The 14,078-nt window shown below is 62.0% G+C and carries 8 protein-coding genes; all 8 read right to left on the bottom strand.

Annotation, left to right across the window (positions count from 1 at the left end):
* Positions 1-138: 138 nt before the first annotated feature.
* The 8 genes from NCHU2750_RS14470 to NCHU2750_RS14435 all read right to left on the bottom strand — a co-directional run bounded on the left by NCHU2750_RS14470 (position 139) and on the right by NCHU2750_RS14435 (position 14,071).
* The gene (locus NCHU2750_RS14470) at positions 139-1,767 is read right to left on the bottom strand and encodes an alpha-D-glucose phosphate-specific phosphoglucomutase (RefSeq protein ID WP_119941139.1); all 1,629 of its coding nucleotides are present in this window, start codon (positions 1,765-1,767) and stop codon (positions 139-141) included.
* A 2-nt stretch (positions 1,768-1,769) separates the two neighbouring features.
* A complete protein-coding gene (gene glgA, locus NCHU2750_RS14465) occupies positions 1,770-3,227 on the bottom strand; it encodes a glycogen synthase GlgA (protein WP_119941138.1) in 1,458 nt (485 codons plus the stop codon).
* Positions 3,227-4,489, bottom strand: coding sequence for a glucose-1-phosphate adenylyltransferase (glgC, locus tag NCHU2750_RS14460; RefSeq protein WP_119941137.1), 1,263 nt, complete (start codon positions 4,487-4,489; stop codon positions 3,227-3,229). The genes glgA and glgC overlap by 1 nt, the downstream gene beginning before the upstream one ends.
* 10 nt (positions 4,490-4,499) lie before the next feature.
* A complete protein-coding gene (gene glgB / locus NCHU2750_RS14455; RefSeq protein ID WP_119941136.1) occupies positions 4,500-6,716 on the bottom strand; it encodes a 1,4-alpha-glucan branching protein GlgB in 2,217 nt (738 codons plus the stop codon).
* A complete protein-coding gene (locus tag NCHU2750_RS14450; protein WP_119941135.1) occupies positions 6,716-9,178 on the bottom strand; it encodes a glycogen/starch/alpha-glucan phosphorylase in 2,463 nt (820 codons plus the stop codon). Before NCHU2750_RS14450 ends, glgB begins: the two co-directional genes overlap by 1 nt.
* Before the next feature lie 206 nt (positions 9,179-9,384).
* Positions 9,385-10,644, bottom strand: a complete 1,260-nt coding sequence (locus NCHU2750_RS14445) for a vWA domain-containing protein (RefSeq protein ID WP_119941134.1) — start codon at positions 10,642-10,644, stop codon at positions 9,385-9,387.
* A 133-nt stretch (positions 10,645-10,777) separates the two neighbouring features.
* Positions 10,778-11,656 carry a transglutaminase family protein gene (locus tag NCHU2750_RS14440; RefSeq protein WP_119941133.1) on the bottom strand — a complete coding sequence of 293 codons (879 nt, stop codon included), beginning with the start codon at positions 11,654-11,656 and terminating at the stop codon, positions 10,778-10,780.
* A 24-nt stretch (positions 11,657-11,680) separates the two neighbouring features.
* Positions 11,681-14,071, bottom strand: coding sequence for a circularly permuted type 2 ATP-grasp protein (locus tag NCHU2750_RS14435; protein ID WP_119941132.1), 2,391 nt, complete (start codon positions 14,069-14,071; stop codon positions 11,681-11,683).
* Positions 14,072-14,078: the final 7 nt, after the last annotated feature.

Genomic DNA, 14,078 nt, shown 5'->3' with positions numbered 1-14,078 from the left:
GTAGAGACGGGGAGAAGGACGCAAGTGGCAACCTTGCTCTCTGGCTCCAATGTCGAGTGGAGCAAGTCCCCTCTCCCCGCTTGCGGGGAGAGGGTTAGTGTGAGGGGCAACTCCGTCGGGCCTGCCCCATAATGTAAATCACGTAATCACCGTCGGCGCATCGCGGCCCGAGCGCTTCTTCAGGTCGGAAATCTCGTCGGCGACGGCGATCAGGTCGGCGAGTGCTTCCTGGGTGTCGATGCCGTGCTTGGCCGGATCGGGCTCGTAGCGCTCGACATAGACGCGGATCGTGGCGCCCGAAGTGCCGGTGCCGGAAAGGCGGAAGACGACGCGGGAGCCGCCTTCGAAGAGGACGCGGATGCCCTGGTTCTTGGAGACGGAGCCATCGACCGGATCGTGATAGGCGAAATCGTCGGCGGCCGCGACCTTCAGCGCGCCGAAGGACTGGCCGGGCAGGGTGGCGAGCTTGTCGCGCAGTGCCGTCATCATGCCGTTGGCGGCATCCGAATCCACTTCCTCATAGTCGTGGCGCGAATAGTAGTTGCGGCCGTATTCGGCCCAGTGCTTCCTGACGATCTCGGCGACGCTTTCGTTGCGGCCGGCCATGATGTTCAGCCAGAAGAGCACGGCCCAGAGGCCGTCCTTCTCGCGCACGTGGTCGGAGCCGGTGCCGAAGCTTTCCTCGCCGCAGATCGTCGCCTTGCCGGCATCGAGCAGGTTGCCGAAGAACTTCCAGCCGGTCGGCGTCTCGTACATGCCGATCTTCAGCTTTTCGGCGACGCGGTCGGCGGCGGCACTGGTCGGCATGGAGCGGGCGATGCCGGCAATGCCCTTGGCATAGCCGGGGGCGAGCTTGGCATTGGCGGCGATGATCGCAAGGCTGTCGGACGGGGTGACGAACATGCCCTTGCCGACGATCATGTTGCGGTCGCCGTCACCGTCGGACGCGGCGCCGAAATGCGGGCCGTCCTTGCTCATGACATCGTCATAGAGTTCCTTGGCGTGGACGAGGTTCGGGTCGGGGTGATGGCCGCCGAAATCCGGCAGCGGCGTGGCATTGCGGACGGACCCTTCCGGCGCACCAAGGCGGTTTTCGAGGATTTCCGTGGCATAGGGGCCGGTGACGGCGCCCATACTATCGATCACCACGCGCACGCCGCTGGCGATGAGCGCCCGGATGGCGCCGAAATCGAACAGCTGTTCCATCAGTTCGGCATAGTCGGTGACCGGATCGATGACTTCGACCGCCATGCCCGCCACCTTGAAGGAGCCGATCTTGTCGAGGTCGAGATCGGCGACATCGGCGATCTTGTAGGTATCGATGACCTTGGTACGGGCGAAGATGGCGTCGGTGATCTTTTCCGGAGCCGGACCGCCATTGCCGATATTGTACTTGATGCCGAAATCTTCGGTCGGGCCGCCGGGGTTGTGGCTGGCGGAGAGAACGATGCCGCCGAAGGCATGATATTTGCGGATGATGTTGGATGCCGCCGGGGTGGAGAGAATGCCGCCCTGGCCGACCATGACCTTGCCGAAGCCTGAGGCTGCGGCCATCTTGATCGCCTTCTGGATGACTTCGCGGTTGTAGTAGCGACCATCGCCGCCGATCACCAGCGTCTTGCCTTCAAAGCCTTCGAGGCTGTCGAAAATCGATTGAATGAAATTTTCAGCGTAGTTCGGCTGGGCGAAGACCGGAACCTTCTTGCGCAGGCCGGACGTGCCAGGCTTCTGATCCTGGTAGGGGGTGGTTGCGACGGTCTTGATCATACTCAAATACCTTTTCTTGCAAGGATCTCGGAAAACAGCGCGGCGTAGAGAGCTGCGCTGCGGTTCCACGAAACATCCGATTTCATGCCCTGCTTCTGTATGACAGTCCAGACCTTGTCATCCTCATAGAGGCGGATGGCGCGGCGGAGCGCACGGGCGAGGTTATCGGCGGTGAGGGGGCCGAAGGAGATGCCGGTTGCGGCCTTGGCCGCCAGTCCGGCATGGCTCGCGTCGATCACCGTGTCGTTGAGGCCGCCGGTGCGGGCGACAATCGGCACGCAGCCATAGCGCAGGCCGTAAAGCTGGGTGAGGCCACAGGGTTCGAAGCGCGAGGGAATGACGATCGCGTCGCAGCCCGCCTGCATCAGATGGGATAATGGTTCGTCATAGGCAGCAATCACGCCGATCCGGCCGGGATGGCGGATCGCTGCGGCATGGAAGGCATCTTCGAGCGTCTTGTTGCCCGAGCCGAGCACGGCAAGCCGGGCGCCATGGGTGACCAGATCGTCCAGCGTCTCGGCAAGAAGATCCATGCCTTTCTGCTCGGTGAGGCGCGAGATGACGCAGAACAGCGGACCGTCGCCGGCATCGAGCGCAAAGCGCTCGGCCACCAGCCGCTTGTTGTCTGAGCGCGCCTTCAGCGTTGCCGCCGAATAGGTACTGGCCAGAAGCGGATCCGTCTGCGGGTTCCAGACATCGGTGTCGATGCCGTTGACGATACCGGTCAGATCGTCCGAGCGGCTGTGCAGCAGGCCTTCGAGCCCCATGCCGAATTCCGGGGTCAGAACTTCCTCGGCATAGGACGGACTGACGGTGGAGATTTCCCAGCTCGCCTGCAGTCCCGCCTTGAGGAAGGAAACCTTGCCGTAATATTCGATGCCATCGATCGAAAAGGCGTGCGGTGGCAGCTCCAGTTCGGGGAAGATCTCGGCATCGAACACGCCCTGGAAGGCGATGTTGTGGATGGTGATGACGCTCGGCAGTTCGGCTTCCGCCGCATAGCGCATATAGGCCGGCAGCATGGCCGCCTGCCAGTCATGGACATGGACGAGATCCGGCTGCCAGCTGCCGGGGTCGCCGGTCAGGCCCTGCTGGGCAATGATGGCGCCGGCCTTGGACAGGGCGGCGAAGCGGCGCCAGTTGTCCGTGTAATCCTTGCCGTCGGTATCGAGATAGGGACCGCCCTGCCGGTCGAAGAGTTCAGGGCAGTCGAGGATCAACAGGTCGAGGCCCTTGTACTCGATTTCAAGGATATGGGCTTCGACACCGAGAAGATCGGGAAAGGTGCGACGCAGGGCGGCACCTTCGGCAATCCGCATGACGGCGGGATAGCCAGGCATCAGCGTCTTGACGGCGATATCCTGCTTGGCGAGTGCGATCGGCAGCGCGCCGGCCACGTCGGCCAGCCCGCCCGTCTTCACCAGAGGATAGACTTCGGAAGCGACCGAGAGGACCTGCATCACAAGTCCAACTTATCGATCATCTTCTGGGTGATCAGGCAGATGCCGTTCTCGGTGCGGCGGAAGCGCTTTGCATCGAGTTCCGGGTCCTCGCCGACGACAAGGCCCTCGGGGATGGCGACACCGTGGTCGATGACGACATCCTTCAACTGGGCGCGGCGGCCGATCCTGACATTCGGCAGGATGACGGCCCCTTCCAGGCGCGAATAGGAATTGGCGCGCACGCCGGTGAACAGCAGGCTGCGGTTCAAGGACGAGCCGGAAATGATGCAATCGCCGGATATGACCGAGGATGTGGCCGAGCCGCGGCGATCCTCGTCGTCATGGACGAATTTTGCCGGTGCAGTGAGTTCCGCATAGGTCCAGATCGGCCAGGACTTGTCGTAGAGGTCGAGGCCGGGGACGATCTCGGTCAGGTCGATATTGGCCTGCCAGTAGGCGTCGATCGTGCCGGCATCGCGCCAGTAGGGCTCGTGCTCGAAGTCGGAGCGGACGCAGCTGTCGGCGAAGCGGTGGGCGACGGCCTTACCATGCTCGACGATGTAAGGAATGATGTCCTTGCCGAAGTCGCGGCTCGATGCGGGATCGGCTGCGTCGCGTCGCAGCGCATCGATCAGGAACTTGGTGTGGAAGACGTAGATGCCCATCGAGGCCAGCGCGAAATCCGGCTTGCCGGGAATGCCCGGCGGATCGGCGGGCTTTTCGACGAAATCGATGATCTCGTCCTTGTCGTTGACATGCATGACGCCGAAGCCGGTCGCTTCCATGCGCGGCACTTCCAGGCAGCCGACCGTGACGTCGGCACCGGAATTGACGTGCTGCTGCAGCATCAACTCGTAGTCCATCTTGTAGACGTGGTCGCCGGCGAGGATGACCATGTATTCGGTGGCATAGCCCTCGATGATATCGATGTTCTGGTAGACTGCGTCGGCGGTGCCTTCATACCATTGCGTTTCGGAGACGCGCTGGGAGGCGGGCAGGATGTCGAAGCTCTCGTTGCGCTCGGGACGCAGGAAGTTCCAGCCGCGCTGCATATGGCGGATCAGCGAGTGAGCCTTGTATTGGGTGGCGACGCCGATGCGGCGAATGCCGGAATTCAGCGCATTGGAGAGGGCAAAGTCGATGATGCGAGCCTTGCCGCCGAAATAGACGGCCGGCTTTGCACGACGGTCGGTCAGTTCCTTCAGGCGGCTGCCGCGGCCGCCGGCCAGAACATAGGCCATGGCGTCACGTGACAGGGGCTGGATGCGTTTGTCGTTCATTGTTCCCTCCCTATGCGATATTTTCGAGTTCCAGCATGATGGTGGCCAGAGGCGGCAATGTGACATCGGCGTGGATGGTTCCTCCCGCATCCACAGCCTGTACCTTGCCGCCATTGCCCTTGCCACTGCCGCCGTAGATCTCGGCGTCGGTGTTGAGAATTTCGCGCCATTTTCCTGCATGCGGCAGGGGAAGGCGGTAGTTCTCGCGATAGACCGGCGTGAAATTGGTGATGACGGCGACCGGCTTTTCGCCCGGCGACATGCGCAGCCAGGCAAAGACGGAATTGTCGGCATCGTCGACCACCAGCCAGCGGAAGCCTTCGCCCTCGCAGTCGCGGGCATGCAGCGCGGGTTTCGAACGGTAGCAGAAATTGAGGTCGCGAACGAGGCGGCGCATGCCTTCGTGCGGGTGGTAGCTGAGCAGGTTCCAGTCGAGTGCCCTGCTTTCGCTCCACTCACTCCACTGGGCGAATTCCTGGCCCATGAACAAGAGCTTCTTGCCGGGATAGCCCCACATGAAGCCATAATAGGCCCTGAGATTGGCAAATTTCTGCCAGTCGTCACCGGCCATCTTGGCGATCAGCGATCCCTTGCCGTGGACCACTTCATCATGGCTCAAGGGCAGGACGAAGTTTTCGGCAAAGGCGTAGACGAGGCCGAAGGTGATGGCGTTGTGATGGTGCTTGCGGTGGATCGGCTCGCGCGCCAGATAGCTCAGCGTGTCGTGCATGAAGCCCATGTTCCACTTGAAGCCGAAGCCGAGGCCGCCTTCGTGAACCGGTGCCGAGACCTTCGGCCATGAGGTACTCTCCTCGGCAATCGTCATCACGCCGGGATGCGCGCCGTAGGAGAGCGAATTCATCTTCTGCAGGAAGCGGACGGATTCGAGGTTTTCACGACCGCCATATTCGTTGGGGATCCATTCTCCCTCGCGGCGGGAATAATCGAGATAGAGCATCGAGGCGACAGCATCGACCCGCAGGCCGTCGAGGTGGAATTTCTCCGCCCAGTAGAGCGCATTGTTGATGAGATAGGACAGGACCTCGACGCGGCCGAAATTGTAGATCGCGGTGTTCCAGTCCGGATGATAGCCCTGACGCGGGTCGGCATGCTCGTAGAGCGCCGTGCCGTCGAAATTGCGCAGGCCATGGGCGTCGGTCGGGAAATGGGCCGGAACCCAGTCGAGGATGACGCCGATGCCGACCTTGTGACAGCCGTTGACGAAGCGGGCAAAGCCTTCCGGCTCGCCGAAACGGGCGGACGGCGCATAAAGGCCGGTCGTCTGGTAGCCCCAGGACGGGTCGTAAGGGTGTTCAGTGACGGGTAAGAACTCGATATGGGTGAAGCCCATATCGACGCAGTAAGGGATCAGCCGCGAGGCGAGTTCGTCCCAGGAGAGGAAGGTGCCGTCCTCGTTTTTCTGCCACGAGCCCGCATGCACCTCGTAGATGGTGATCGGCTGGCGGCGATGGTCGGCCTTTTCCCAGTGGGCGCGGTGGGCCTCGTCTTCCCACACCTGGGCAAGTTCGGCTGCCGTGACCGAGGCGGTCTTCGGACGCATTTCGGCGCGGCGGGCGAAGGGATCGGCCTTCAATGGCTGAAGCCGTCCGTCCTTGCCGATGATCTCGAACTTGTAGGGAGAACCGGCCGGGATATCGGGCGCGAAGATTTCCCAGATGCCGGTGTCCTGCCTCAGCCGCATGACGTGCCGGCGGCCATCCCAGTTGTTGAATTCGCCGACGACCGAAACGCGCTTGGCGTTCGGCGCCCAGACGGCAAAATGAAAGCCCTCGACACCTTCGTGCTTCAGCGGATGCGCGCCCATCTTGTCGAAGAGCCTGAGATGCGAACCTTCCTTGACGAGATAGTCGTCCATCGGCCCGAGAACGGGGCCGAAGGAATAAGGGTCGGTAATCGCCCATTCGACATCGCCGCGGCGGGCGCGGTAGCGGACCGGCTGCAGGCTCGCAACGTTGACCAGGCCTTCGAAATAACCGGCTTCGTGGCGGCAGGTCAGGTCGCCGATCTCGCTGCCTGTCAGCGTGAGGGCGGTGACCTCTTCAGCGCCGGGAATGAAGCACCGGACGCGAAAGGTTTCGCCGAGCTTGTGGAGCCCAAGCACGGCGAAGGGGTTGCTGTGACGGCCTGCCAGTATCGCCTCGATCTCGGATAACGGGATTTCTCCAGGAGCTCTCCCGTCATCGAGCGCATTCGGCGATTTTTTCATCAGGCTCTCCAGATTTCCGACGCGTACTGGCGGATCGTGCGGTCCGAGGAGAACCAGCCCATCCGGGCGGTATTGCGAATTGTCTTTGAATACCAGGATTTAGGGTCTGTCCAGATTTGGTCAACAGTGCGCTGTGCCGCAGCGTAGCTGTCGAAGTCGGCGGCGACCATGAACCAGTCATGGTTATAGATGCCGTCGATCAGTTCCTGGAAGCGCGAGCGGTCGTCGGGAGAGAAGACGCCGGATGCGATCGCGTTCAGCGCCTGTGCCAGTTCCGGAGACTGCTCGATCATGGCACGAGGGTTATGGCCATCGGAACGGAGCTTGGCCACCTCGTCGGCGGTCAGTCCGAAGATGACGATATTGTCCTTGCCGACATGTTCAAGCATTTCGACATTGGCCCCGTCGAGCGTGCCGATGGTGAGGGCGCCGTTCAGGCCGAACTTCATGTTGCCGGTGCCGGATGCTTCCATGCCGGCGGTCGAGATCTGTTCCGAGAGGTCGGCGGCCGGCACGATGGTTTCAGCCAGCGAGACATTGTAGTTCGGCACGAAGACGACCTTCAAGAGGCCCCGTACCGACGGGTCGTTGTTGATGACGCGGGCGACGTCATTGGCCAATTTGATGATCAGCTTGGCGTTGTGATAGCTCGGCGCCGCCTTGCCGGCGAAGAGCTTTACCCGCGGCACCCAGTCCATCTCGGGATGCGAACGGATCTGGTCGTAGAGTGCGACCGCCTCGATGATGTTCAGAAGCTGGCGCTTGTATTCATGGATGCGCTTGATCTGGATGTCGAACAGGGCGGAAGGGTCGAGCCTGATGCCCATGCGGCTGCCGACGAGATTTGCGAGCGCCACCTTGTTCGCCCGTTTCACGGCGGCAAACTTTTCCTGGAAGCCCGCGTCGTCGGCGAATTTGTCCAGTTCCACCAGCGCCTCGGTATCGTCGAGGAATTTGGGGCCGATAGTCTCCTGAATGAGCGAGGTGAGGCCCGGATTGCACTGCATCAGCCAGCGACGCGGGGTGATGCCGTTGGTCTTGTTGTTGATGCGGGTGGGATAGAGCGTGTGCAGGTCGGCAAATACCGTAACCTTCATCAGGTCGGTATGCAGCGCGGAGACGCCGTTGACGGAATGCGAGCCGACGAAGGCGAGGTTGCCCATGCGTACCCGCCGCTCGCCGCCTTCGTCGATCAGCGATATGGCGCGGACCTGGGTGTCGGAGAAACGCTTCTCCTTGCGGGCTTCGAGCAGGATCTTCGCATTGATCGCGTAGACGATCTGCATGTGGCGCGGCAGAAGGCGCTCGAAGAGCGGCACCGGCCAGGTTTCCAGAGCTTCGGGAAGAAGCGTGTGGTTGGTATAGGAGAATGTCTGGCGGACGATTTCCCATGCGACGTCGAAATCCATGCCGTGGATATCGACGAGGAGGCGCATCAGCTCGCCGATCGACACGGCCGGATGCGTGTCGTTGAGCTGGATCGCGACCTTCTCATGCAGGTTGGTGAAGTCCGGATATTGCTGCAGGTGGCGACGCAGAATGTCCTGCAGCGAAGCCGAGGAGAAGAAGAATTCCTGGCGCAGGCGCAGTTCCTGGCCGGCCGGGTTGGCATCGGCCGGATAGAGGACGCGGGTGAGTGCCTCCGCCTTGTTGCTCTCGCGCAGGGCGCCGATATGGTCACCGGCATTGAATGCATCGAGCAGGATCGGATCGATCGGCTGGGCTGACCAAAGGCGCAGCGTGTTGACGCGGTGGCCGCGCCAGCCGACGATCGGCGTGTCATAGGCCATGGCGATGACGCGTTCGGCCGGCTTCCAGACGTAGCGCGGGGTATCTTCGTATCCGCCGATCGTCTCGACGGAGCCGCCGAAGCCGATCTCGTAGGAGCTTTCGCGGCGCTCGAATTCCCAGGGGTTGCCGTGGGCAAGCCAGGTTTCCGGCAGTTCCACCTGCCAGCCATCGGCCATCTGCTGGCGGAACAGGCCGTGGACATAGCGGATTCCGTAGCCATAGGCCGGGATGTCGACGGTCGCCATACTCTCCATGAAACAGGCTGCCAGACGGCCGAGGCCGCCGTTGCCGAGCGCGGCATCGGGTTCGAGGCCTGCAATAACGGCGACATCGACGCCAAGCGAGGTCAGGGCGGTGCGGATCTCGCTCATCAGGCCGAGATTGCTGACCGCATCGCGCATGAGGCGGCCGATGAGGAATTCCAGCGAGAGGTAATAGACCCGTTTATCGCCGGTTCTATAGGCCTTACGGGTACTTTCCATCCACCTGTCGATGATGCGGTCCCGGACCACAAGGATCGTGGCCGTAAGCCAGTCATGCGGCTTGGCTACCTTGGCATCCTTGCCGATGCGGTAGGTCAGGCGCTCGATGATCTCTTCCGCCATGATTTCTGGGCGGGATGAACGCGGGGCCGGGTAGGGAATTTCGACGGGGGAGGTTGTATTCGTCATATAGTCGCCAATTGTTCTCGGTTGAGCGGGAGACGGGACGTCCGATTCAGTCGATATGGCACAAATTACAGGCACAGTTATGCACCGTTGTGAACGCCTTGCAACGGAGGATTTGAAGATGGTTGCCCGAGTGTAACTCGGCGCTTTGCAGCATTAACGAAAAAAGCCCCGCGAGAGGCGGGGCTTTTGAATGAAACAGGCTCTGATCAGTTGGTAAGACGGACAACTTTCTTGGCGGCCTTTTCGGCAATGTCGCCAAAGGCGGAAACGAGCGAGCTCATATCGTCGGGGCTGTAGTAGTAGTCGCTGGATGTGGCGCAGTAGCTGAGCAGCGACTTGCCGTTGTCAGGGGCCATGAAGGCGACGGTGAAGATCTTGATGCCGTCCTTCTTGGCGGTATCGCACTGACTGCGCACCTTCTTGTCCAGCGTTTGATCCCAGCTGGCCGAGGCTCCCGTCATTTCACCATCGGTCATCAGCACGATGAAGCGGTTGAAGGTGGTGTTCTTGTTGGCGGCATGCGCGTTGGCTTCGGTCGCGTTGGTGCTGACCAGCGCCTTGTAGACGATGTCCATGGCGCCGGTGGCATCGGTTCCGCCGGTCGGCACGCTTGGAAGCGCCGCTACATATTTTGCCGCGCTGCTCGTGCCCCAGGTCATCGCCGAGGCGGTCTGGGTCACGTCCGTGTAGGACACGGCACCGACACGGACCAAGGTCGACGTCGTATCGGCCTTGTTCAGCGAACCAAACATGCTGGTTGCAGCGGTCTTCAGCGCATCGATCTTGCGGACGTAGCAGGGCGAAGACGGTGCGATGTAGTTCTTCTGGCCCTTCTGGACATCCTTATATTGCCAGTTCGATGCCGAGTAGTTGACGCATTTGTTCTGGGTGGTGTCGACGGTAGTGGTGGCGAAGGACATCGAGCCGGAGCGGTCCAGCGCCAGATACATCGAAATGCCGGTGCGGCCGCCCGATCCGGAGCCATCGGAACCGCTGGTGGCCACCGAATGAATACCGATATCGATGGTCTTGCCGCCCAGAACGCTGGTGATGGCATTCAGGTCCATCGGATAGGTGGTGTCGAGCGTGACCTGATAGCTGGCCTCGGATCCGCTCACCGCCGTATTGGTGGCAGTGACGGTCGTTGCCGCGCGGATCTGTTTTTCCAGGGCATCCTTTTCCGCGCTGCTGTCGGCATCGGCGATGCCGTTGGAGAGGATCTGGCTGACCAGGAAGTCAGCGGCGAGATCTTGTGCCTGAGCAACGGTGAGGTTGTTCTGGGACATGCCGGCCGCGGCGGCCAGGGCAGCGGAGTCAGCAATACCCTGCAAACTCGACTTCACCTGAACGGCGTTGGTTATGTCGACGGCGAAACCGGCCGCACCCAGCATGACCGGCAGCAGGATTGCCGTCATCATGCCGAAATTGCCGCCGCGGTGGTCCGCGATACGCTTCAATATACCCATTTTGATTGCCACCCCTGGCCGCGCCCGATCTATTCGGACGATCTAATGGTCTAATGCGCCATTGGTCATGCAGGATGGCCTAAGGAAAAGGCTGGCATTTTAGCTATCTGGCGTAATTGGCACCAAAACGGGTCTACTTGACCGGAATCACGTCAACGGCCTGATCGGCCTTCTGATTTCCGTAACCCTTCAGTACGCCGATGACGGGAGCCACGTCGGAATAGTCGCGGCCATAGCCGACGACGATATGGTCGCTACCGGCGGGGATGTCGTTGGTCGGGTCGAGTTCGACATAACCGAGCGCTTCGCCGCACCAGACGCGGACCCAGGCATGCATGGCATCTGCCCCTTCCAGCCGCTCCTTGCCCGGAGGAGGAAGAGTGCGCAGGAAGCCGGAGACGTAGCCTGCGGGGATGCCGAGGCTTCTCAGGGCCACGATCATGACATGGGAGAAATCCTGGCAGACGCCGCGCTTCAGCTTGAAGGCCTCCCTCGGCGTCGTGTCGACCGTCGTCGCGTCAGGATCGTATTTGAAGTCCTTGTGGATGCGGCTGCAGAGGCTAGTGGCGATCTCGCGCACGGTCTGGCCCGGCTTCACGGTCTCTCGGGCGTAGGCTGCGATCGCCGGTTCATCGGGCAGGCGTGGGCTCGTGCCGGTCAGGTGATGCGGCGAGGTTGGGTCGACCGACCAGATTTCGGCGAGCTCGCGGCGCAGCACGTCGAGTGTCGGCGACAGGTCGGCGGTCATCGTCGGCGCTTCCACCATGACGCGGGCCTGCATGCGGATATCAAGCCGTTCATGCGGTGCGCGGAGAAGGATGGAGGTTGCCTGCTGGCCGAAAAAGTCGATGAAGCTTGTCTTCTCGTCGACCGTGGGCGACACGGTGACGGAACCGGCAATCAGCCGCTGGCGGTCAGGCAGCGACAGCGGCAGAACACGGATGACGTGGCGGGCACCGGAGGCCGGCACGTCGTAGACATAGCCCATATGGAGGGAAAGGTCGTAGAGCATGTCCGTCGGTCCTCCCTCTGTCGATCAGCTGAAATAGGTCTGGCCGAGAAGATCGGAGAGATTTTCCAGATCCGTCTCAAGCCTTCGATAGACATCCGCGCTCATCGTTTCGGGCGTCATTACCGCCAGGCCGGAATGCAGTCGCATCGCCTCGCGGTAGAAGGGCGACATCTGGCCGTTGATCATGGCGTTGGGCAGCTTTTCCACCTCGGTGCGGATCTCGTTCAGCTGGAAGAGGATCGAGCGCGGGTTGAGCGCGTCGAGCGCCAGGAGGTCGTTCACCGTCAGCCGCGCGGTATTGACGTTGTAGCGACGGCGATGGGTCATGACGCTGTCGCCGATCTCAAGCAGCATGTCGAGCGAGCCGTCCGGCGCATCCGGGCCTGAGAGATGGGCAAGCAGGCGCGTCATGTGCAGGCCGCGCTCCAGATGGCGGCCGATCGAGAGGAAACGCCAGCCGGTGAAACGGTACATGTTTTCATGCACGAGACCGGCGAAGCCTGCGAGCTTGCGCAGCAATATGGTCATCGCGTGGGCTGCGTCGTCGCCCGGTTGGGCAGCCTCGTGGAAGCGCTTGGCGGTCTTGGCAAGGTCGGTCAGCGCCAGCCAGCCATCCGGCGAGAAGCGGTCGCGGATATTGCTGGCGGAGTAGATCGCGCTGTTGATGTTGGCGAGCAGCGGTTCGGGCACAGCCTTTGCCATGTCCATGTCGATGGACTTCAGGTAGCGTGCCACGTCGGCGAGAAGCGGGGCGTCGGGGTTGGCCGATTCCGCATATCGCAGGTGCCAGGAGCGCAGGATGCGCAGGGCGCCTTCCGCCCGCTCGATATAGCGGCCGAGCCAGTAGAGATTGTCGGCGGCGCGGCTCGGCAGCGAACCCGGCATGTTGCGGGTGAAACTTTCCTCCGGCGGCAGCAGGGTCGACTTGGTGACCGGTTTGTCGGACACGATCCAGACGTCGGCGGCCGCACCACCCGATTGCATGGCGATTGCCGAAACGTCGTCGCCGGAGCCGATGCGGGCAAAGCCGCCCGGCATGATTTCCCAACCGTTTTCGGTGCGGGCAACGAAGACGCGCAACGACATCGGCCTTGGGGTCAGCTTGCCGTTGACCCAGGCGGGTGTCGTCGAGAGCGTCACGACTTCCTGGCCGACGAGCTTTGCACCTTCGTTGGCAAGCCAGTCGCCGACCGTATCCTTGGCAGTCGCCCGCAGGGACGAGCCGAGAACCGACTGGCCGTTGTCGTCGAAGAAGGGCAGGCGTGAATAGGCAGGGCCGATGACCATGCGCTCGATATTCTTCGCCACATGCTCACGCTCGGACTGCTGGCCGCACCACCAGGTGGCAATCGACGGCATGATCAGGTCTTCGCCGATAAGGTGGCGGCAAATGGTCGGGGCGAATGCCAGCAATGCACGGGTTTCGAGAATGCCGGAGCCGAGCGCGTTGACCAGTGTCAGCGAGCCGGAGCGCAGCGCCTGCACCATGCCGGCCGTGCCGATATGGGAGTTCTGGTCGAGTTCCAGCGGGTCGGCATAGGAGGCATCAAGGCGGCGCCAGAGGACGCCGACCGGCTTCAACCCGGCTGCGGTGCGGACCATGACGCGGTTATTGACGACGGTCAGGTCTTCGCCTTCGAGCAGCATGAAGCCGAGATAACGGGCGATATAGGCGTGTTCGAAATAGGTCTCGTTGGCGGGGCCGGGCGACAGGACGGCGATCCGGTCGTCCGGATACTGCTTGCGCGACTGCAGCGCATCGCGGAAGGCGCCAAAGAAGGAGGCGAGGCGATGGACGTGCGTTTCACCGTAGATATCGGAAAAGGCGCGGGTGGTGGCGACGCGGTTTTCCAGTGCGAAGCCGGCACCCGAAGGTGCCTGGGTGCGGTCGGACAAGACCCACCAGTTGCCGTCGGGGCCACGGCCGATCTCGAAGGAGCAGAAATGCAGGTAGTGGCCGCCGACCGGCTTCACGCCGACCAGCGGGCGCAGGAATTCCGGGTTGGCGGCAACGAGCTGCGGCGGCAGGAAACCTTCCTGGACGAGACGGTTTTCGCCATAGATGTCGGCGATCATCGCCTCGAGCAGATCGGCACGCTGCTTCAGGCCGCGGGCAATGCCTTCCCATTCCTTTTCGTCGATCAGCACCGGGATATGCGACAGCGGCCAGTTACGCTCGCTTTGCCCGCCCTGTCCGGGGGCGCCATAGGTGCGGTAGAAGACGCCGGCATCGCGCAGATAACGGTCTGCACGGGCGAAACGCTCGTGCAGGTCGCCTTCCGACAGCCGGCTCAGATGGGCGATGAGGTTCTGCCAGACCGGCTTGATCTCACCCTTGGCATCGAGCATTTCGTCTGCCACGCCAGGAAGCGCGGCATAGCCGAGGATCGGATCGTTTTCGATCTCCTCATCCATGCGTCGT

Origin of the sequence: Neorhizobium sp. NCHU2750 (assembly GCF_003597675.1) — a bacterium.
Taxonomy (GTDB): Bacteria; Pseudomonadota; Alphaproteobacteria; order Rhizobiales; family Rhizobiaceae; genus Neorhizobium.
The sequence above is the reverse complement of the archived record's forward strand: the minus strand, read 5'-3'. Positions and strand labels throughout refer to the sequence as shown.

What these genes read in the sequence shown, in the direction of transcription:
- NCHU2750_RS14470 (WP_119941139.1), bottom strand. Translation starts at nt 1,767, where the DNA reads ATGATCAAGACCGTCGCAACCACCCCCTACCAGGATCAGAAGCCTGGC.
- glgA (WP_119941138.1), bottom strand. Translation starts at nt 3,227, where the DNA reads ATGCAGGTCCTCTCGGTCGCTTCCGAAGTCTATCCTCTGGTGAAGACG.
- glgC (WP_119941137.1), bottom strand. Translation starts at nt 4,489, where the DNA reads ATGAACGACAAACGCATCCAGCCCCTGTCACGTGACGCCATGGCCTAT.
- glgB (WP_119941136.1), bottom strand. Translation starts at nt 6,716, where the DNA reads ATGAAAAAATCGCCGAATGCGCTCGATGACGGGAGAGCTCCTGGAGAA.
- NCHU2750_RS14450 (WP_119941135.1), bottom strand. Translation starts at nt 9,178, where the DNA reads ATGACGAATACAACCTCCCCCGTCGAAATTCCCTACCCGGCCCCGCGT.
- NCHU2750_RS14445 (WP_119941134.1), bottom strand. Translation starts at nt 10,644, where the DNA reads ATGGGTATATTGAAGCGTATCGCGGACCACCGCGGCGGCAATTTCGGC.
- NCHU2750_RS14440 (WP_119941133.1), bottom strand. Translation starts at nt 11,656, where the DNA reads ATGCTCTACGACCTTTCCCTCCATATGGGCTATGTCTACGACGTGCCG.
- NCHU2750_RS14435 (WP_119941132.1), bottom strand. Translation starts at nt 14,071, where the DNA reads ATGGATGAGGAGATCGAAAACGATCCGATCCTCGGCTATGCCGCGCTT.